This is a genomic window from Bacteroides sp. 3_2_5 (assembly GCF_000159855.2).
In the GTDB taxonomy this organism is placed as follows: Bacteria; Bacteroidota; Bacteroidia; order Bacteroidales; family Bacteroidaceae; genus Bacteroides; species Bacteroides fragilis.
In genome coordinates, this window is sequence record NZ_JH636044.1 from 994,952 (window position 1) to 1,010,026 (window position 15,075).

Here is a 15,075-nt window from a genome sequence, read left to right on the forward strand (position 1 = left end):
ATGTGGTTCAATACCACCCGCCAATTCAAAACGTAATTTTTAAATATGGAATATAAATACAATTATGTCATCTTTAATTCACCTGATAACAAGTTAAGAGTGGACAATGACGGTTACTATACAATTTGTACAAAAGATTTAGAAAATTTAGAGCAGACAAGAGTCGTTTCGTATCCGTTGGATAAACACCCTTATTGGATACGGCTGCTTTTTGCTTTACACACATCTGAAAAAATTTCAAAACATATAAAGTTGCCTTTTCAGAATCTTTGGTATCCACTATATTTTAAAAATAACTTTTCTGTACAACTACCTATGTGCTTTATAATAATAAGTCGTAGCCTACCGTTAGGTTATTTACATTATCTCAAGAAGAAGTATCCTAATTGTAAAATTGTACACATGCACAGGGACTTTCTTTCAGTCGGGAAAAGAATGAGACCGGATTTGCATTTTAATCCAATTTTTGATTTAGAAATGACTTATGATGAGGCTGAATCAAAAGAATATAATATCCCACATTTTGACGAATTTGAGTCTGCAATAGAAATAACAAGAGAGAGGGAGTTTGAGTCCGATGTTTTTTTTGCAGGAAAAGCAAAAGATCGACTCCCATTATTGTCAAAAGCATATGATCAGTTAACAAAAGCTGGTCTTAAAGTATTCTTTTACCTTACACAAGTGCCAAAAAAAGAGAGGACAGAATTACCAGGAATAGTGTATTCTGATACTTTTATGTCATACAGGGAAATGCTTTATCATTCTGTAAACACAAGGTGTATGCTTGATATTACGCAGAATAATCAACAAGGCTATACATCTCGTTTTTTAGAAGCTGTTATTTATGGAAAGAAGTTAATAACGAGTTGTAACTATGTACAGAAATCTAAGTTTTATGATAGAAATAAAATTCAAGTCCTTGAAGATATGAATAATATAAACATTGATTTCATTACGGAAGGAACTGGTTTCGTTGATTATGGCTATCATGGTGAATTTTCTCCTTTGAATATGGTAGAAAGAGTTGAAGAAGAGTTAAATGAATTGTTTGGGTAATTATGTTAAATTCGTTTGTAAGATTAGTTAACTTATACTGGCGTTTTCTTGTGTCTCCAGAAAAATATGCTTTACATATTGGCATAAAAATAGGTAAGAATTGTTTTATTGCTACAAGAGAGTGGAGTAGTGAACCTTATTTGATATCGATAGGTTATAATTGTCAAATAATAAAAAACGTCTATATACACACGCATGGTGGAGGTCAAGCAGTACGCAATATTTGTCCTGAGTTTGATACATACGGAAAAGTAACAATTAACGACTGGACTTATGTAGGAGCAAATTCTCATATAATGCCAGGAGTAACAATAGGTGAATACTGTTTGATAGCAGCGGGAAGTGTGGTTACAAAATTCCTCTCCCCAAATTAAGGTATGGTCGTTTTAGATTCAAGGGAATTTAAATATCCATATATTGCTCCCTTTTTGTTGAGAATTTCTAAAGTTGTTAGGTTTATTTTAAAAGGAAAGTACTGTGCTATTTAACTTATTGTGTATTAATCATAGTTTTAGATGTTTATCACTGATGATTCGGCAATGTGTGAGAAATATCATTTATTATATTTATTCTTATCAATTATTTAGAGACTTTGTTCCGTTTGATAATACAGTTTTTTTCATTATAGATGAGTCAAGAAAACATCCGGGGTTTGCGGATAGATTAAAAGCTATTGTTTGTGTATATTATATAGCTAAAATTAATGGATATAAGTTTAAACTAATATTTTCTTACCCCTTTAAACTTCATAAATATTTAGAACCCAATGAAGTTGACTGGTTATCAGTTGATGGAACAATGAGTTATTCGTTGATGAATACTCGATTACTTAGTTATAGAGGATATGGACATATCCCTATTTTGAATAAAAAAGTGAAACAATATCATGTTTATAATTATGTTGGTAAAAATATTCTAGAAAATAACGGTATAGAGAATTGGGAGTTAATTTGGGGTAATTGTTTTAAGGAATTATTTGAACCAACAAATTTGATGAAAAAGATTATAGAGGATCAAGAGTGGAAGGAGAATGCGTATATTGCCGTTCATATACGATTTGTGAATGCGCTTGGACATTTTGAAAGTGGAGAAAATGTAACTTTGAATAGTGCTGAAAAGAAAAAACTTATAAATAGATGTCTTTGTAAACTACTTGAAATTAAGAAAATCAATTCATTGCCCATTTTAATATTTTCTGATAGTAATTTATTCTTAAATATTGCTAAGGAAAATGGCTATTCGATCCTTGATGGTGAGGTTATTCATATTTCTAATACAATAGGGGAAGAAGATGTGCAGAAAACATTGTTGGATTTTTTTATGATTTCTCGTGCTAAGAAGGTTTACTCAATTATTGGAGATAATCTATATACATCAGCATTTTCTAAATACGCGGCTTTAGCTGGGGTGAAAATATTTAAATCAGTGAAACTATGAATTTGTATAAGGTAATTACATTATTGAAGGATAGGTTATTTTATTCTCCTATAAAATGTTATAGGAGACGGGGTATGAAAATTGGAACGAATTGTTCAATAACAACGTGGAATCTTTATTCTGAAGCTTTTTTGATTAGTATAGGTAATAATGTCCAGATAACTTCTGGAGTTAAGATATTTACACATGGGGCAGGTTGGGTCTTACGTAATAAATATGCAAATTATGATGCTTTTGGGAAGGTTATAATAGGTAATAATGTCTATATTGGAAATAATGCTATGATTATGCCAGGTATTACGATAGGTAGTAATGTTGTTATAGCTGCAGGAGCCGTTGTAACAAAAAATATTCCAGATGGAGTTGTTGTAGGAGGCAATCCTGCTAAAATTATAGAAACAATAGAGAATTTTGAGAAGAAATATATTAAATATAATATGGGATGTAAGTTCTTATCTCATGATCAAAAACTTGACTTTTTGAAAAAGCAACCAGAGGAACTTTTTATTAAAGTTGTTGGAGTTATGTCTTTCAAAGATAAATGAGATGATTTATTTATTAAATATTGGGAGTCTATTTTTATATTATTTTATTTTGAAATTGGTAAAGCTAAAAGATGCTTATCGAAATAATATTTTTTTATTTATATTTTTCTTTCAGCTATTTATAATTCATGGACTGAAAAATCCATATTGTTTTCCTGATACTCCTGAATACGCCCAAGGATTTAGAGAGATTTGTGAGATGGATTTTTCTGATTATTTACTTGTAGGTGCTATAAAGGCTGAAATAGGATATAGTTTTTTTATGAAATTGGTATCATATGTATCTAATCATGAACAAGCTATTTTCATTGCTACTAGTTTAGTAATTATAGGATGCTATATAAAAACAATAAAAAATTATTCTATGATGCCTTGGATGTCTCTCTTTCTTTTTCTAATAGGGGGATTTAATCAATCAATGTATGTACTTCGACAACATTTGGCAATGGCAATTCTGTTGGTTTCATTACCTTATATTATAAAGCGAAAATTTGGTAAATTCTTATTGTTAAATGGGTTAGCTTGTTCTATACATTTAACAGCCATTGTTTTTTTTCCTATATATTTTATATATGAAAGAACTTTATCTAAAAAGAATATATTTTTATTGATATTATTGGGAGCTATTTTAGGCTGCATTCTTAATCAACTAATTTTATTGGTAAGTAGTAACTATCAGTTATATACTGCATATATTGACTCTGATGCTCCTGGAACTAATCTGAAAATGTTTCTTTTTTTGTTTGTTATTTTTTGTTTTTGTTTGATGTATATGAAAAAAGAGTACTCTGTTGGTGGCATTAATAAACTTCTAATAATGATTTTGATTATTGGTATGATTATTCAGGCTATCGGTACTGGTAATCCGATAACAGGTAGATTGAATATGTATTATTCAAATTTTATTTTTTTGCTTATACCTAATATGCTTTCTTCTATATCGTCTAAAACTACTAGGTATATATTATCATTTATTTTACTTTTATTTTTGACATGTATTTATTTAGTGAATTTACAGTCGATGGAGACTTATAAATTTTTTTGGGAATTATGAAATATTTATGGTTGTGTTTTTTGACTGATATTTAATGAAATGTAAAATACTTATTGTTTTTTCTATTGATCATAATTATTTTATGCAATTAGGAATTTGCGTGACTTTACCTATATAGATGATGTGGTTGAGGATATAATGTGTGTTTTGAACTGTATTACACAAACTAATTCAAGTTGGAATTCTCAGTATCCAGAGGCTGACACATCCTTAGCGCCTTATCGTATTTTTGATATAGGCAATTCATCGCCAGTAAAATTAATGGATTTTATTCATGCAATAGAGGAGGCGTGTGGAAAGTTAGCAAAGAAGATATATTTACTGATGCAATCAGGAGATGTATATCAGACAAATGCTGATGTTTGTAGTTTAGAAAAAGCAACTGGATTTAAACTTAATACATCTATCAAGGATGGCGTTAAACAGACTGTAGATTGGTATAAATCTTTTTATGAATTTTATAAATAGTGCGTTATGAAAATAGCAATTGTTGGTACTGGTTATGTTGGACTTGTAACAGGTACTTGTTTTTCAGAAATGGGAATAGATGTTACCTGTGTAGATGTGATGGAATCTAAAATAGAAAATTTAAAGAAAGGTATTATTCCAATTTATGAGCCCGGTTTGGAGGATATGGTGTACCGTAATTATAATGCTGGCAGATTGCGGTTTACAACTTCATTAATTTCATGTCTAAATGAGGTGGAAGTAGTGTTTTGCGCTGTAGGTACCCCTCCTGATGAAGATGGTAGTGCGGATTTAAAATATGTTTTGGAAGTGGCTTCTACCATTGGAAGAAACATGAATAAATATATTCTAATTGTAACTAAAAGTACAGTACCTGTTGGTACTGCACAAAAAGTTAGAATTACTATTCAATCAGAGCTAGATAAAAGAGGAGTTAAATTGGATTTTGATGTTGCTTCTAATCCGGAATTTTTAAAAGAGGGAGATGCTATTGCTGATTTTATGAGTCCAGATCGCGTTGTTGTTGGCGTTGGTTCTGATAAGGCTAGGGGGATTATGGAACGGTTATATAAACCGTTTATGATGAATAATTATCGACTCATTTTTACGGATATTTCATCTGCGGAGATGATTAAGTATGCTGCTAACTCAATGTTGGCTACTCGTATAAGTTTTATGAATGAGATAGCAAATCTTTGTGAGTTAGTGGGGGCCGATGTCAATATGGTGCGCAAAGGTATTGGTTCTGATTCTCGTATTGGACATAAATTTCTATATGCAGGTTGTGGATATGGTGGCTCTTGTTTTCCGAAAGATGTAAAGGCATTAATTAAGACTGCTGAAAAAGAAGGCTATAATATGCGCGTTTTAAAGTCTGTGGAAGAGGTTAATGAAGCTCAGAAAATTATTTTATTTAATAAGCTATTGAGTTTTTATGATGGGAATATTGAAAATAAATTGATAGCCTTATGGGGATTATCATTTAAGCCAGAAACTGATGATGTCCGTGAGGCACCTGCTTTGGTATTGATTGATAAATTAATAGCAGTAGGGGCAAAAGTTAAAGTCTTTGATCCTATTGCATTGGATATAGTACGACGTCAATATGGTGATAAAATTGAATATGCACAAGATATGTATGATGCTGTGCTTGATTCAGATGCTCTATTGTTGGTCACTGAATGGAAAGAGTTTCGTATACCAAGTTGGGGTGTAGTAAAAAAAACGATGAAATATCCTTTAATAATAGATGGGCGAAATATATACGATAAAGCTGAAATGGAAACGCAAGGATTTGTTTATACATGTATTGGTAGGAATTAATATTACTATGTATGAAAAATATTGTATGTTTTATTGATAGTCTCACTTCTGGTGGTGCTCAAAAGCAAATAGTACAATTAGCTATCTTATTGTCGGAGCATAAATATAATGTGAAACTTGTTTGTTATTGGGATAAAGCTTTTTTTTTACCTGTTATTGAACAACACAATATTGAATATATTTGTATAGGCGGGGCGTCTAATAAATACAAACGTTTAATAAAGGTCTATAAATATTTTCATGCAGAAAAACCGGATTGTGTTATCTCTTATTTGAGTACTCCTAATATTATAGCCTGTATATGTAAAATTTTAGGTTGTTGTTATAATTTAATAGTGTCGGAGCGGAACACCTCTCAAAAGTATGACTTGAGAACTCGATTTAGGTTTTTCTTGTATCATAAAAGTGCGAATTCTGTAATATCTAATTCAAGAGCTCAGTGGAATTTTATAAAAAGAAATAAACCGCATTTGATTGAGAAAAGTTATATTATAACAAATTATATTGATACTTCTTATTTTGTACCAGATGTCGTAAAATCAGGAGATGTAATTAATGCTATAGTAGTGGGGAGAATTACGGAACAAAAGAATGTACTGCGCTTTATAGAAGCAATACATAGAGCTTGTATTAGTGGAGTTAATATTCGAGTAAAGTGGTATGGGAGATGTGATTCTGAACGTTATTATAAAACTTGTATTGAAGCTATTGTCAATTTCGAATTGGGAGATATATTTGAATTTCTTCCTAATACTCAAGAAATTTTAAGGGCTTATCAAGAGGCCGACTTATTTATTTTGCCATCTCTTTTTGAGGGATATCCAAATGTTATTTGTGAAGCTATGTCCTGTGGGTTACCAGTATTATGTAGTGATGTTTGTGATAATTTGGATTTAATAAAAGATGGTATAAATGGATTTTTATTTAATCCTCGCTCCATAGAATCTATAGTAAATGCCATTTTTAAATATTCTCAATTATCTATAGAAGAGATAGAATATATAAGAAAAAGTAATAGAAAATATGCAATCGAGACTTTTAATAAAAATGATTTTATTTTAAAATATTCAATTCTATTTCAATGAATAAAAAGAAGATTTTACTGATTTCTCCGACAGGAGGTAATGGTGGTATAAATTCATGGACTAATAAATATCTGAAGACATTTATAGATGATCGATTTGAATTGATTTCCATTGATAGCTCATTAAAGCATAGAAAATTTTCTGAGCAATCGCTATTGAAAAGAGTTTATGCTGGTCTTTTGGGTTTAAGATTTATTCGGCAACAGCTTATAAAAGAGATACAGAAAAATAATATAAGTATAATGCATATAACTACGAGTGGTAGTTTAGGAACTGTGAGAGACTATTGTTTGGCTAAAATATGTATAAAACATGGTATAAAGACTATCATGCATTGTCGGTATGGTTGTATTTCTCAAGATTTAAAAGCTAAATTTATTTGGGGATATTTTTTCAGAAAGACTCTTATGTTGTATAACCAAATTTGGGTTCTGGATTCTTATTCTGAAAAATCATTGAAGAATATTGAAATCTTGAAAGATCGGGTATTTCTTACTCCTAATTCTATTGATGTACCGGATACATTCTGTTTATCGACAAAAAAAATTAATAGGGTTGCATTTGTGGGAAATCTTGAACCAACTAAGGGGCTTTTTGAATTGATACAGGCAGTTCTAAAAATAGATTATGATATCAAATTATTTATAGTTGGTCCTGGAGCTAGTAATGTTATTGATAAAATAAAAATATTAGCAGGGGTAGATCTAGGCCATAAAATAATACTGATGGGAGGAATGGCTAATGAGGATGTTATTAATTTTATGAAAACAATTGATATTCTAGTACTTCCTACTTACTATAAAGCAGAAGCTTTTCCCATTTCTATTTTAGAGGCAATGAGTTTAGGCAAAATTGTAATATCTACAGAACGTGCTGCTATAAAAGATATGCTAACAGGGAAGAATGGAAATAATTGTGGATTATTTGTGAAAGAGAAATCGGTAGATGATATAGTTGATAAAATCAAGTATTGTATTGAAAATCATAACGAAGCAGAACTTTTGATGAAAAATGCATATAATAAAGTTTGGGAATCATATAGAAAAGAAGTCGTGTATGATATTTATAGACTTCATTATTCTTCATTAATACAATGATTAAGAAATAAAATATATGTAATATAAATTTATGTTCAAGGATAAAATTTTATTGATTACCGGTGGAACAGGTTCTTTCGGCAATGCAGTTTTACGTCGTTTTCTTGATTCTGATATCAGGGAGATTCGTATATTCTCTCGTGATGAAAAGAAACAAGATGATATGCGTCACCATCTTCAGAATCCCAAAGTAAAATTTTACATTGGCGATGTCCGTGACAAGCGCTCTGTAGATGGAGTTATGAATGGAGTGGATTATATCTTCCATGCCGCTGCGCTGAAGCAAGTCCCTTCCTGTGAGTTTTTTCCCACACAAGCGGTTAGGACAAATGTTCTCGGTACAGAAAATGTGTTGGATTCCGCCATAGCTCACGGTGTTAAAAATGTGGTGGTACTTTCTACCGATAAAGCTGCCTATCCTATAAATGCAATGGGTATCAGCAAAGCCATGATGGAGAAAGTTGCTATCGCCAAAGGTCGTCAGTTGGGTAATTGTGGAGGAACAACGATTTGCTGTACCCGTTATGGGAATGTTATGGCCAGTCGTGGTTCTGTGATACCTTTGTGGGTAGAGCAAATTAAGAAATGTAATCCAATAACAATAACAGATCCCAACATGACCCGCTTCATGATGACTTTGGATGATGCTGTCGACTTGGTGATTTATGCCTTTCAGCATGGAAAAAATGGTGATTTGTTTGTTCAGAAGGCGCCCGCTGCTACTCTGAATGTATTAGCCGATGCATTAAAGTCTCTTTACCATAGTAACGCGGATGTCAAAGTGATTGGTACCCGTCACGGTGAGAAACTCTATGAAACTCTTGTTACCCGTGAAGAGATGTCTAAAGCAGAGGATATGGGTGATTATTATCGTATCCCATGTGATACGCGTGATTTAAATTATGATAAGTTTTTTGTGGAAGGAAGTGAGGAGGTCTCCAAAATAGAAGATTACCATTCTCATAATACCCGTCGTCTTGATGTTGAGGGGATGAAAGAACTTCTCTTGAAACTTGATTTTATTCGCGAAGATCTTGGCCTTGAAAAATAGAATTGATAGCAATCAAGGTCAAATAAATTAATTCCTCTTTATTTATGAAAGTTTTAGTAACCGGTGCGAAAGGTTTTGTCGGGCGGAATCTTGTATCCCAATTGCGCAATATTCAAAGTGGCAAAGCAAAAAATTACGCTTTGTCCGGAAACGAGTTGATCATTTTTGAATATGATGTAGATAGTGCCCCTTCTGAATTGGATGACTATTGCCGACAGGCTGATTTCATTTTTAATCTGGCCGGTGTAAACCGTCCATTGGATCAGTCTGAATTTATGAAAGGGAACTTTGGTTTTGCTTCTACGCTTCTTGCTTCATTGAAGAGACATGGAAATACTTGCCCTATCATGATATCCTCTTCTACACAAGCCGCTTTGGATAATCCTTATGGAGCCTCTAAACGGGCGGGTGAACAATTGTTGTTTGAGTATTCCCGGGAAACGGGATCGAAAGTGTTGGTATACCGTTTTCCCAATGTCTTTGGTAAATGGTGCCGCCCTAATTATAATAGTGCAATAGCTACTTTTTGCTATAACATAGCACATGATCTTCCCATTCAGGTCAATGATCCGAATGTGGAGATGAATCTTGTATATATAGATGATGTTGTGGATGAATTAATCTCTGCTTTGACGGGCAATGAACATCGGGAAGGAGCTTATTGTAAAGTATCTGCTGTATACACTGTTACTTTGGGAGCAATTGTGGAATTGCTATATTCTTTCCGTGAGAACCGTAACAATTTGGGAGTTCCCCATGTGGGAGATGCTTTTACTAAGAAACTTTACTCCACCTATCTCTCTTATCTGCCGAAAGATGGATTTGGCTATCCTTTGAAGATGAATGTGGATGCCCGTGGCAGTTTCACGGAGATTATCCGCAGTACGGACCGGGGACAGTTCTCGGTTAATATTTCCAAGCCACATATTACAAAAGGTAACCATTGGCATCATACCAAAAACGAAAAGTTTGTGGTTGTAAGTGGCCAAGGTGTCATCCGTTTTCGTAACGTGTATGATTCATCCTCTGAGATTCTAGAATATTTTGTTTCAGGTGATAAACTTGAAATAATTGATATTCCTACCGGTTATACCCATAATATTGAGAACCTGGGTGATACGGATATGATAACTTTTATGTGGTGTAACGAGTGTTTTGATCCCGGTAGGCCGGATACTTATTTTGAAGAAGTTTAATAGCATTATGGAAATCAAACTGGATTATTCAGATATCAAGTTTCGGTATAATGGCAAACTGAGACTGTTGATTATAGTCGGTACCCGTCCGGAGATTATCCGGTTGGCTGCCGTAATAAATAAATGCCGTCGATATTTTGATTGTATTTTGGCTCATACCGGACAGAATTATGATTATAATCTGAACGGAGTCTTTTTTCATGACCTGGGCTTACAGGCTCCGGATGTCTATATGGATGCTGTAGGGGATGATTTGGGTTCGACAATGGGTAATATTTTGAATGCGAGCTATAAACTGATGTCACACTTACGCCCTGATGCCGTTTTGGTTCTCGGTGATACCAATTCTTGCCTAAGTGTAATCAGCGCTAAACGCTTGCATATTCCTATTTTTCATATGGAAGCCGGTAACCGTTGCTTTGATGAGTGCCTTCCTGAAGAGACAAACCGGCGTATTGTAGACATTATTTCTGATATGAATCTTTGCTATTCGGAGCATGCCAGACGGTATCTGAATGCTTCGGGTGTGGCAAAGGAACGTACTTATGTAACCGGTTCTCCGATGGCCGAGGTTCTGTCTGAGAACCTTTCTGCTATAGAATCTTCGGATATCCACGCCAGATTGGGTTTGAGGAAAGGACAATATATCCTGCTGTCTGCACATCGGGAAGAGAATATTGATACTGACAAGAACTTCGCTTCATTGTTTGAAGGCATAAATGCGATGGCTGAAAAGTATGACATGCCTGTACTTTACAGTTGCCATCCTCGTAGCCGTAACCGCCTGGAATCAAGTGGATTTAAACTGGATAGCCGGGTGATTCGGCATGCCCCTCTGGGGTTCCATGACTATAACTGCTTGCAGATGCATGCTTATGCCGTGGTCAGTGATAGCGGGACATTACCGGAGGAAAGTTCTTTTTTCACTTCTGTCGGTCACTCTTTTCCGGCTGTTTGTATTCGCACAAGTACCGAACGTCCCGAAGCTTTGGATAAGGGATGTTTTATCCTTGCGGGGATTGATAAAGCCTCTTTGCTTCAAGCTGTAGATACTGCTGTGGAAATGAATAGGAATGGTGATAATGGTGTCCCTGTTCCGGATTATATGGATCGAAATGTATCGACAAAGGTGGTGAAGTTGATTCAAAGTTATACAGGAATAGTAAACAAAATTGTCTGGAGAAAATCCTGATAATATCGAAATGAATATTTTGTTTCTGACCCTTAACCGTGTTTCAGATCTTTCTGAACGGGGGATATACACGGATTTGATGCGGGAATTTATTTGTCATGGGCATAGGGTCTATATGGTTGTTCCCGCCGAACGTCGCTTTCATGAATCTACTTCAATAAAAGAGAGTTGTGGCGCTCAAATATTGAGGGTGAAGACATTGAATATCCAAAAGAGCAATGTGGTGGAGAAAGGCATCGGTACATTGTTATTGGAGATGCAGTATCAATGTGCCATAAAAAGATATTGGAAGGATATCCGGTTTGATTTGATACTTTATTCAACTCCTCCCATTACTTTCAATAGGGTCATCAGTTCACAAAAGAAACGCTGTAAGGCGAAAAGTTATCTTTTATTGAAAGATATTTTTCCTCAAAATGCAGTTGATTTGGGAATGTTTTCAAAGAGAAGCTTAATTTATAGACTTTTCCGTAAAAAAGAGAAAGTTTTATATCAGATATCGGACTTTATAGGCTGTATGTCTCCTGCCAATGTGGATTATGTGTTGACACATAATCCGGAAATAAAGGCTGATAGAGTAGAGATATGCCCCAATAGTATTAAATTGTTAGAGAAGCCATTAATGGCTTCAACTGCAAGAAAAAACATATTGCAGAAATTGCATATTCCAATTAATAAGACTCTTTTTATATATGGTGGCAATTTGGGGCGTCCACAAGGTCTGATTTTCTTGTTGGACGTGATAGCCGCAAATGAGGAACGTAATGACAGTTATTTCATCATTGTAGGCAGTGGCACTGAATATGGCAAGATAAAGTCTTGGTTTGAGGCGAATCATCCGGATAATTCAATGCTGCTTTCTTCACTTCCAAAGAAAGAGTATGATGATTTGGTAAAGGCTTGTGATGTCGGTTTGATTTTCCTTGATAAACGTTTTACCATCCCTAATTACCCTTCCCGTTTACTCTCTTATTTAGAAAACCGGATGCCCGTTTTATTGGCTACAGACCTGAATACGGATATCGGACGGATTGCTGAACGGAATGGTTATGGCTTTTGGACAGAAAATGGGAATTTGGATACATTTATGGAAATGGTGGATTCCTTATCTGCAGACAGAGAAAAAATAAAAGTGATGGGCGAGAAAGGGTATGAATACTTGAAGTCTAATTATACAGTAGAAAGAGGGTACCGGATGATAATGAAACATTTTGAGTAGGTATGTATCAGTATGTTATTAAACGATTAATCGATTTTGTAGTCGTGTTTTTTGTCCTGATTATTATCTGGCCTGTATTGCTTCTCGTAACTCTTTGGCTTCATTTTGCCAATAAAGGTGCCGGTGCTTTTTTTCTTCAGGAGAGGCCCGGAAGGCATGGTAAAATCTTTAAAGTCATCAAATTTAAAACTATGACAGATGAACGTGATGCAGAAGGGAACTTACTTCCGGATGATAAACGATTAACGAAGGTTGGTAAGTTTGTTCGTTCTACTTCGATTGACGAACTCCCACAATTAATCAATATTCTGAAAGGAGATATGTCCTTTATTGGCCCCCGTCCGTTATTACCTCAATATCTTCCTTTATACAATAAAGAACAGGCTCGTCGGCATGAAGTCCGTCCCGGGATAACCGGTTGGGCTCAGGTGAATGGACGAAATGCCATTTCGTGGGTAAGGAAGTTTGAGTTGGATGTCTGGTATGTAGATCATTGTTCTTTTTTTCTGGATTTGAAGATCTTTTTTTTGACTATAAAAAAAGTTTTTGTGCGAGAGGGTATCAGTTCTGATACTTCAGTAACAATGGAACCTTTTACAGGGAATAATTAATCAGTAACAATCATGTTTTTATATGGTGCCAGTGGTCATGCCAAAGTGATCATTGATATTTTACGAGCCGGTCATGAATCGATTGAAGCGTTGTTTGATGATAATGTGGAGGTTACTTCTCTTCTTGGTCATCCCGTATTACGTCCGTCGGAAGTGCGGGGACCACTGATCGTCAGTATTGGAAATAATCGGATACGGAAGAGGATTGTGGATACTTTGTCCGTGGAGTTTGGATGTGCTATTCATCCTTTGTCCATTGTATCTGAATTTGCTGATATTGGAGAGGGGAGTGTCGTGATGCAAGGGAGTATTATACAGGTGTGTGCTCAGGTAGGCAGGCATTGTATTATTAATACGGGGGCCTCTGTGGATCATGAATGTGTCATTGAGGATTATGTGCATATTTCTCCGCATTCCACTCTTTGCGGAAATGTATTGGTCGGAGAGGGAACTTGGATTGGTGCCGGTACTACCGTTATTCCCGGTGTGAAGATAGGAAAGTGGAGTGTGGTCGGTGCCGGTTCCGTGGTGACTAAGGATATTCCCGATCATGTTTTGGCGGTGGGAAACAAATGTAAAATTATTAAGAGTATATAAAATTATATTATTGATGAACAAACGAATCTGGCTTTCGCTTGCTCACATGGGTGGCCGTGAGCAAGACTTTATAAAAGAGGCCTTTGATACGAACTGGGTTGTCCCTTTGGGACCTAACGTGGATGCTTTTGAGCAATCTTTGGTTGAATATTTGCATGAAGATCGTCGTGTAGTGGCTTTGAGTGCTGGAACGGCTGCACTTCACTTGGGCTTGATTCTTCTGGATGTGGAGTCCGGTGATGAAGTGATCTGCCAAAGCTTTACTTTTGCCGCCTCTGCCAATCCGATTTCTTATCTGGAGGCCAAACCTGTTTTTGTGGACAGTGAGAAGGATACCTGGAATATGGATCCGGTATTGCTTGAGGAGGCTATAAAGGACCGTTTGCGCAAGACGGGTAAGCTCCCGAAGGCTATTATCCCTGTCCACCTTTACGGTATGCCTGCCAAGATGGACGAGATCATGGATATTGCGGGTCGTTATGGTATCCCCGTATTGGAGGATGCCGCGGAGGCTTTGGGTTCGGAACTGAACGGACGGAAGTGTGGCACATTCGGTGAACTGGCCGCTCTCTCTTTCAATGGCAACAAGATGATCACGACTTCCGGGGGAGGTGCTCTGATCTGTCGTACGGAGGAAGAGGCGAAGCAAACAAAGTTCTACGCTACGCAGGCTCGTGATGCCGCTCCGCATTACCAGCATACCCATATCGGTTACAATTACCGTATGAGCAACATCTGTGCGGGTATCGGTCGTGGGCAGATGTTTGTCCTCGATGAACATATTGCCCGTCGCCGTGCCATTCACTCTTTGTATGTTGATTTGCTGAAAGATGTGGCGGGTATTACGGTCATGGAGAACCCTGATTCGCGGTTTGCTTCCAACTTTTGGCTTACTTGTATTCTGGTTGATCCGAAGCTTGCGGGTAAGAGTCGTGAGGATATCCGTTTGAGGCTGGACTCCGAGAACATAGAGACGCGTCCTCTGTGGAAGCCGATGCATCTTCAGCCTGTGTTCACGGATGCTCCGTTCTATGGGAATGGTACGAGTGAGAGGTTGTTCGATATCGGCTTGTGTCTGCCTTCGGGACCTACACTGACAGATGAGGATATCAGGAGAGTGGTGGATACGATCAGAGCGATATAA

The 15,075-nt window shown here is 35.8% G+C and carries 16 protein-coding genes; all 16 read left to right on the forward strand.

All coding sequences use genetic code 11. The features are described 5' to 3' along the window. Nucleotides 1–45 precede the first annotated feature (45 nt). The 16 genes from BSHG_RS13785 (at nucleotide 46) to BSHG_RS13720 (ending at nucleotide 15,075) form a co-directional block, all read left to right on the forward strand. Entirely contained in the window at nucleotides 46–1,056 is a 1,011-nt protein-coding gene (locus BSHG_RS13785) for a hypothetical protein (protein ID WP_008658609.1), read from the forward strand. Nucleotides 1,057–1,106: 50 nt separating this feature from the next. Continuing rightward, complete coding sequence (locus tag BSHG_RS13780; protein WP_230588413.1) at nucleotides 1,107–1,430, forward strand: acyltransferase; 324 nt, start codon at nucleotides 1,107–1,109, stop codon at nucleotides 1,428–1,430. 169 nt (nucleotides 1,431–1,599) lie between these two features. Continuing rightward, nucleotides 1,600–2,493: a hypothetical protein gene (locus BSHG_RS20875; RefSeq protein ID WP_148334030.1), complete on the forward strand. Its 894-nt coding sequence runs from the start codon at nucleotides 1,600–1,602 to the stop codon at nucleotides 2,491–2,493. A gap of 74 nt (nucleotides 2,494–2,567) precedes the next feature. Continuing rightward, complete coding sequence (locus BSHG_RS23705) at nucleotides 2,568–3,038, forward strand: acyltransferase (RefSeq protein WP_280202829.1); 471 nt, start codon at nucleotides 2,568–2,570, stop codon at nucleotides 3,036–3,038. A 1-nt stretch (nucleotide 3,039) separates the two neighbouring features. Beyond that, nucleotides 3,040–4,092, forward strand: a complete 1,053-nt coding sequence (locus tag BSHG_RS13770) for an EpsG family protein (protein ID WP_008658614.1) — start codon at nucleotides 3,040–3,042, stop codon at nucleotides 4,090–4,092. A gap of 96 nt (nucleotides 4,093–4,188) precedes the next feature. Next, on the forward strand, nucleotides 4,189–4,560 hold the full coding sequence (locus BSHG_RS22990) for a hypothetical protein (protein WP_008658615.1): 372 nt from the start codon (nucleotides 4,189–4,191) through the stop codon (nucleotides 4,558–4,560). Between the two features lie 6 nt (nucleotides 4,561–4,566). Next, nucleotides 4,567–5,883 (forward strand): UDP-glucose dehydrogenase family protein, encoded by a 1,317-nt coding sequence (locus BSHG_RS13765; protein ID WP_008658617.1) that lies wholly within the window; start codon nucleotides 4,567–4,569, stop codon nucleotides 5,881–5,883. A gap of 11 nt (nucleotides 5,884–5,894) precedes the next feature. Beyond that, the gene (locus tag BSHG_RS13760) at nucleotides 5,895–6,968 is read left to right on the forward strand and encodes a glycosyltransferase family 4 protein (RefSeq protein WP_008658620.1); all 1,074 of its coding nucleotides are present in this window, start codon (nucleotides 5,895–5,897) and stop codon (nucleotides 6,966–6,968) included. Next, nucleotides 6,965–8,065 carry a glycosyltransferase family 4 protein gene (locus BSHG_RS13755; protein WP_008658621.1) on the forward strand — a complete coding sequence of 367 codons (1,101 nt, stop codon included), beginning with the start codon at nucleotides 6,965–6,967 and terminating at the stop codon, nucleotides 8,063–8,065. The genes BSHG_RS13760 and BSHG_RS13755 overlap by 4 nt, the downstream gene beginning before the upstream one ends. 31 nt (nucleotides 8,066–8,096) lie before the next feature. Further along, entirely contained in the window at nucleotides 8,097–9,116 is a 1,020-nt protein-coding gene (locus BSHG_RS13750) for a polysaccharide biosynthesis protein (RefSeq protein WP_008658622.1), read from the forward strand. Between the two features lie 44 nt (nucleotides 9,117–9,160). Next, a complete protein-coding gene (locus BSHG_RS13745; RefSeq protein ID WP_008658624.1) occupies nucleotides 9,161–10,312 on the forward strand; it encodes a capsular polysaccharide biosynthesis protein CapF in 1,152 nt (383 codons plus the stop codon). 7 nt (nucleotides 10,313–10,319) lie between these two features. Further along, nucleotides 10,320–11,504: a non-hydrolyzing UDP-N-acetylglucosamine 2-epimerase gene (wecB, locus tag BSHG_RS13740; RefSeq protein WP_008658625.1), complete on the forward strand. Its 1,185-nt coding sequence runs from the start codon at nucleotides 10,320–10,322 to the stop codon at nucleotides 11,502–11,504. Between the two features lie 10 nt (nucleotides 11,505–11,514). Further along, nucleotides 11,515–12,723 (forward strand): glycosyltransferase family 4 protein, encoded by a 1,209-nt coding sequence (locus BSHG_RS13735; protein WP_008658627.1) that lies wholly within the window; start codon nucleotides 11,515–11,517, stop codon nucleotides 12,721–12,723. 2 nt (nucleotides 12,724–12,725) lie between these two features. Then, entirely contained in the window at nucleotides 12,726–13,334 is a 609-nt protein-coding gene (locus tag BSHG_RS13730) for a sugar transferase (RefSeq protein ID WP_008658629.1), read from the forward strand. Between the two features lie 12 nt (nucleotides 13,335–13,346). Continuing rightward, a complete protein-coding gene (locus BSHG_RS13725) occupies nucleotides 13,347–13,931 on the forward strand; it encodes an acetyltransferase (protein ID WP_008658631.1) in 585 nt (194 codons plus the stop codon). 13 nt (nucleotides 13,932–13,944) lie between these two features. Beyond that, nucleotides 13,945–15,075: a DegT/DnrJ/EryC1/StrS family aminotransferase gene (locus tag BSHG_RS13720; RefSeq protein WP_008658635.1), complete on the forward strand. Its 1,131-nt coding sequence runs from the start codon at nucleotides 13,945–13,947 to the stop codon at nucleotides 15,073–15,075.

Coding starts and splice junctions, on each gene's coding strand:
- BSHG_RS13785 (WP_008658609.1), top strand. CDS start 46: ATGGAATATAAATACAATTATGTCATCTTTAATTCACCTGATAACAAG.
- BSHG_RS23705 (WP_280202829.1), top strand. CDS start 2,568: ATGAAAATTGGAACGAATTGTTCAATAACAACGTGGAATCTTTATTCT.
- BSHG_RS13770 (WP_008658614.1), top strand. CDS start 3,040: ATGATTTATTTATTAAATATTGGGAGTCTATTTTTATATTATTTTATT.
- BSHG_RS13765 (WP_008658617.1), top strand. CDS start 4,567: ATGAAAATAGCAATTGTTGGTACTGGTTATGTTGGACTTGTAACAGGT.
- BSHG_RS13760 (WP_008658620.1), top strand. CDS start 5,895: ATGAAAAATATTGTATGTTTTATTGATAGTCTCACTTCTGGTGGTGCT.
- BSHG_RS13755 (WP_008658621.1), top strand. CDS start 6,965: ATGAATAAAAAGAAGATTTTACTGATTTCTCCGACAGGAGGTAATGGT.
- BSHG_RS13750 (WP_008658622.1), top strand. CDS start 8,097: ATGTTCAAGGATAAAATTTTATTGATTACCGGTGGAACAGGTTCTTTC.
- BSHG_RS13745 (WP_008658624.1), top strand. CDS start 9,161: ATGAAAGTTTTAGTAACCGGTGCGAAAGGTTTTGTCGGGCGGAATCTT.
- wecB (WP_008658625.1), top strand. CDS start 10,320: ATGGAAATCAAACTGGATTATTCAGATATCAAGTTTCGGTATAATGGC.
- BSHG_RS13735 (WP_008658627.1), top strand. CDS start 11,515: ATGAATATTTTGTTTCTGACCCTTAACCGTGTTTCAGATCTTTCTGAA.
- BSHG_RS13730 (WP_008658629.1), top strand. CDS start 12,726: ATGTATCAGTATGTTATTAAACGATTAATCGATTTTGTAGTCGTGTTT.
- BSHG_RS13725 (WP_008658631.1), top strand. CDS start 13,347: ATGTTTTTATATGGTGCCAGTGGTCATGCCAAAGTGATCATTGATATT.
- BSHG_RS13720 (WP_008658635.1), top strand. CDS start 13,945: ATGAACAAACGAATCTGGCTTTCGCTTGCTCACATGGGTGGCCGTGAG.